A 521-nucleotide genomic window follows, 5' to 3' on the forward strand; every position below is an offset into this window, starting at 1 on the left:
GATCTATTGTACAATCAAGCCTAATATTACAGTTATGTATATTATAGTAATATACAAAAATGATAGATTTTAACCGAATAATTGGGTTTGATTGGGATGCAGGAAACCATCGGAAAAATGCCGATAAACACTGTGTTAGTCAGGCTGAAGCTGAACAAATTTTTTTCAATGAACCCCTATTGATGGTTCTCGATTCCAAACATAGTGTTTCAGAACGAAGGATCCACGCTCTGGGGACTACTGATGACAAAAGGTTTCTCCATGTCACCCCTTCACGCTTCGCCACAATGAAACATTGATACGAGTCATTTCAGTCAGAAATATGAATCATAAGGAACGGGGGGTTATATGAGAAAAAAACTTAAACCAATACCCACATTTCAAACAGAGGCAGAAGAACGCGCATTTTGGGAATGTCATGATTCAACAGAACATATTGATTGGGATAAAGCTGTCACCATTAGACTGCCTCGCCTTAAACCGTCTGCAACATCAATTTCACTTAGGCTTCCGAATACGAT

General features: G+C 38.6%; 2 protein-coding genes. Both read left to right on the top strand.

Annotated elements, in window-relative coordinates; translation table 11 throughout:
• The first annotated feature begins 59 nt into the window (after positions 1-59).
• Positions 60-299, top strand: coding sequence for a BrnT family toxin (locus tag REG_RS14690; protein WP_218015677.1), 240 nt, complete (start codon positions 60-62; stop codon positions 297-299).
• 49 nt (positions 300-348) lie between these two features.
• The coding region (locus REG_RS14695; RefSeq protein WP_218015678.1) for a CopG family antitoxin at positions 349-521 on the top strand (173 nt) is incomplete at its 3' end.

This window comes from Candidatus Regiella insecticola LSR1, from assembly GCF_000143625.1.
In the GTDB taxonomy this organism is placed as follows: Bacteria; Pseudomonadota; Gammaproteobacteria; order Enterobacterales; family Enterobacteriaceae; genus Regiella; species Regiella insecticola.

Excerpts from the sequence above, each read along its gene's own strand:
- REG_RS14690 (WP_218015677.1), top strand. The coding sequence starts at position 60 with ATGATAGATTTTAACCGAATAATTGGGTTTGATTGGGATGCAGGAAAC.